The sequence below is a fragment of the Candidatus Cloacimonadota bacterium genome (genome assembly GCA_011372345.1).
Lineage (GTDB): Bacteria > Cloacimonadota > Cloacimonadia > Cloacimonadales > TCS61 > DRTC01.
The window spans coordinates 1-4,614 of record DRTC01000580.1 but is presented as its reverse complement, the minus strand read 5'-3'; the positions used below and the strand labels follow the sequence as shown (position 1 = coordinate 4,614).

Annotated in this window: 2 protein-coding genes; both read left to right on the top strand. The window is 40.0% G+C overall.

Annotation, left to right across the window (positions count from 1 at the left end):
* Positions 1–2,626, top strand: a 2,626-nt coding sequence (locus tag ENL20_11140) for a T9SS type A sorting domain-containing protein (protein ID HHE39106.1), incomplete at its 5' end; no start/stop codon positions are given.
* Between the two features lie 137 nt (positions 2,627–2,763).
* A partial coding sequence (locus ENL20_11135) for a hypothetical protein (protein ID HHE39105.1) occupies positions 2,764–4,614 on the top strand: 1,851 nt, incomplete at its 3' end.

Below are 4,614 nucleotides of genomic sequence, written 5' to 3'. Positions count from 1 at the left end.
TGAGTTGAAATCTTTCAGCAGGGATTCTCAAAGAGAAATTCTTGCACAATTGGAAACTTCGGAAAATAAAGGTTTGATCCAAAACCTCAAATCTTTATGGATCACAAATGTGATAAATTGTTACGCCAAACCGGAAGCAATTGAAGGAATTTCCCGAAGAAAAGATATAAAAAGTATCGATTGGGACGAAGAACGAAATTTGCTCCTCGATTATAAAATTAAGGAGCAAAAAAGCATTACAGACAATTCTTCCAGCAGAGAAATAACCTGGAATGTTTCTCATGTGAATGCAGACGATGTCTGGGATCTCGGATTTACAGGTGAAGGTGTTCTGGTTGCAGTAGTCGATACGGGAGTCAGATATACTCATCAGGATTTGCAGGATCATGTTTGGGAAAATGAAGATTATCCATATCATGGTTATGATTTTGCGAATAATGATAATAATCCGATGGATGATCACGGTCATGGAACTCATTGTGCCGGAACTGTTGCCGGAGATGGTTCTGCCGGTTCACAAACAGGAATGGCACCGGATGCGACGATCATGTGTTTGAAAGTCCTGGATAATACAGGAAATGGAAATGAATCCGATGTCTGGTCAGCTATGGAATTTGCTGTTGAACACGAAGCGGATGTTGTCAGTATGTCTCTTGGCTGGCAGCATTCCTGGGGTGTGAACAGACAAGCCTGGCGAGATTGTATGAATAATTCTCTCGCTGCCGGATTGATTTCTTCTATCGCTGCCGGAAATGAAGGAAATCAGCAATGGAGTTATCCGATTCCTGATAATGTTAGAAGTCCCGGAGATGTTCCTCCACCCTGGTTGCATCCTGATCAAACCTTGGAAGGAGGAGTTTCGGGTGTTGTTTGTGTGGGAGCAACAGACAGCAATGATAACATTGCCGGTTTTTCCAGTAGAGGTCCCGTAACCTGGCAGGATGTAACAGGTTATAACGATTATGAATACAATCCGGGAATGGGATTGATCAGACCGGATATTTCTGCTCCGGGAGTGAATATCAAATCGCTCGGATATTCCAGTGATCATTCTTATGAAGATGGCTGGGACGGAACTTCCATGGCAACTCCCTGTGTAGCCGGAGTTATGGCTTTGATGCTTTCCAAGAATTATTTATTATCACCTGCTCAGATCGATCAGATCATCGAGGAAAATGCAGCAGTTCCTCAATCTCCTAAAAACAATACTTTTGGTTCGGGAAGGATAGATGCTCTGGCATCTGTTAATGCTACAACTCCTCCGGAAAGTCCTCCGAATGCGGCTATAAATCCAAATCCTGCCCATGAAGAGATGAATGCTGCACCTTTCACAAATCTCAATTGGCAGGATAGTGACGGCGGACTTGCAACATCATTCCAGGTATTTTTCGGAACTGATGATCCTCCGACTGATATTGTAAATGGTGAAGAAGTCTATGAACCTGTTTATGTTTTCGATTCGGCTCTCGATTTTGAAACTCAATATTTCTGGCGCATAGATTCGTTTAATGAATTTGGTTCAGTAACCGGAGATGTCTGGACCTTCACAACCTCTTCCGCTGCTGACGAAGACTTTGAAACCGGAGATTTTTCTTTATTTGAATGGACCTTTAACGGAGCTGAAAATTGGTTCATTGATGAATCAAATTCCATTAATGGTTCATATTCCGCCAGAACCGGTGAAATCGGGAACAACCAATTCACTTCTTTAATAATTGAATTAGATATTGTAGAAGATAGTGAGATCAGTTTTTGGAAAAAAGTTTCTTCAGAAGAAAATAATGATAAATTAAAATTCATGATCGATTATGCGGTTCAGGAAGAATGGAGCGGTGAAATCGATTGGAGCGAATCCGTGTTTCCGGTGGAATTCGGACATCATATTTTCGAGTGGAAATATGTTAAATACAATGGCGGAGATAGCGGAGAAGATTGCGCCTGGATCGATTATATTTTCTTCCCGCAGATCGGGGAATTGAATCCACCTGTATTGGAAGTTGATCCTGCGGAATTTAACCAGGAAATGATTATTGGAGAGAGTGCTTCCGACTATATGTTTCTATCAAATATCGGTGGTGGAGAGATCAATTATACGATCAGTCTCGATTTCCAATCTCCGGAAACAGGTTGGATGTATTTGAATTCTTCATCCGGAGTACTGACTGAAGGAGAAGCCGACCAGATCAGGGTCAGTTTTTATACCTCGAACTTGGATACTGGAACTTATTTTTGTAATATCGTTATAGACGATGATATCAGGAATGAGACTGTTGTTCCAGTAACACTGATCGTTAGTGAAACCGGGTTGGAAGAAGAATTAGGCATAAATAAAACAAGACTGGTTGGAAATTTTCCCAATCCCTTCAATCCGTCAGGAGCCGGACGCAGTCCAACAACGACTATCAGTTTCGTTCTAAAAGAAAAATCAAATGTGAAAATAGAAATTTACGATATTAAAGGACAGAAAGTCAGAAGTCTTGTAAATGATGAATTACCTGCCGGAGAACATTCCCTTGTCTGGAATGGATTAAATGAGCAAATGGAAGATGTCGGTTCAGGAACTTATCTCATAAAAATGAAAACTGAAATGACTTCCTTTGTTAAGAAAATGATCTTGATGAAATAGGCTTCGACATTTCACAGAACAAGTCTTGATGAAATAGTAAGGTTCAGGATTCAATGTTCAGGATTCTCTCGTTCCCACGCTCCTGCGTGGGAACTAGTAAAATTTGGCAAGTTTTTTTAAAATAAAAAGGAGATTACATGAAAAAATCAAAAAAAGGAGTTATTCTAATTCTGTTAACTTGTTTATTCATTACTTTCAATTTGAATTCGCAAGAGATTACTTATTTAGATAACTGGGGAGAAAACGGTTTTAATCTTACAAATGAAAATTCTTCAAGTGTAGAGATTATTTTCTCGGTTAAAAATTTCAATTTCGAAGAAAAATTCATCGATGGAATTACAGCAAAAACAATTCAACTTCCCGGAACCATCTTACCAAACGACGAAGGTGCTCCGGATCTACCCGGTTTAAGTCGTTTCATCGCTATCCCGAACGGAGCAGATGCTTCCTTTAAAATCATCTCATCTCGTACCGAAATTTTCTCTAACATAGAAATTGCTCCTGCTCCGAAAATTCCATTGGATACAGATAAAGGTCCACTCGTTTATCAGAAAAATGAAGCAATTTATTCTTTGAATGCCAATTATCCAGAAAATCCGGTGCTTCTATCTTCTACGCAGAAAATTAGAGGATTCGATGTGGTGATGCTCGGAATAACTCCTTTCCAATATAATCCCGTTACTAAAGAATTAATAGTTTACAAAGATTTGAAGATAGAGGTAACATTTAACGGCGGAACAGGCTATTTTGGAGAAGACAGGTTAAGAAGCAGATGGTGGGATGCGAGCATAAAAAACCTGTTGCTAAATAATAGCTCTTTACCGGAAATCAATTATAATGTTTTTTCCAATTCCAGAACAGAGGATTATGAATACATCATTATTACTCCCGATGATCCGACTTTTATTGCCTGGGCTGATTCCATCAGAAATTTCAGAACTTTGCAGGGAATCAGAACCGGAGTAGTAACAACAACCGAAATCGGTGGAAATACAGTTTCCGCAATTGAGAATTATGTTGATAATGCTTACAATAACTGGGATATACCTCCTTCAGCCGTACTTCTGCTTGCTGATTACGGAACTGGAACAAGTGGGATAACATCTCATTTTTATACTCATCCTGCTGGTTATCCGGATTATGCTTCTGATAATCGATTTGCTGATGTAACAGGCAATGATCTTCCGGATATTGCCTTTGCTCGGATAACAGCGAATGATGCTTCTCAATTAGAAGTAATGATCACCAAATTTCTTGATTATGAACGCAATCCGCCCACTAATCCTGATTTTTATGATCATCCCATCACTGCACTTGGTTGGCAGACAGAAAGATGGTTCCAGATCTGTTCGGAAGTTGTAGGAGGATATTTCAGGAATGTGCATTCTAAAAATCCGATCAGAATAAATGCAGTTTATGATGGAAGTCCCACTTCCGATCCCTGGTCAACAGCAACCAACACATCCACTGTTTTGAATTATTTCGGACCCTCCGGGCTTGGTTACATTCCTGCTACTCCGCAGGAACTTGGTGGATTTTCCGGGGGAACAGCATCGGATGTGGTGAATGCTATCAATGATGGTTCTTTCTTACTTCAGCATCGCGATCACGGTTCTTACAGCGGTTGGGGAGAACCGGATTTCACCTCTTCTAATATCAATTCTCTGACCAACATAAACAACGAACTTCCTTTTATTTTTTCCGTAAATTGCCAGACTGGAGCTTTTCACAATGCTTCCGAATGTTTTGCAGAGAAATTCCACCGTCATACTTATAGTGGTCAAAACAGTGGTGCTCTCGGTATAGTCGCAGCAACCGAAGTTTCTTATTCATTTGTGAATGACACTTATGTCTGGGGAGTTTACGATAATATGTATCCTGATTTTATGCCGGATGAAGAAACAACATTTCCTGTTTCTTATGTTATGCCTGCTTTTGCCAATGCTGCCGGCAAACACTTTTTATATCAATCAAGCTGGCCCTATAAT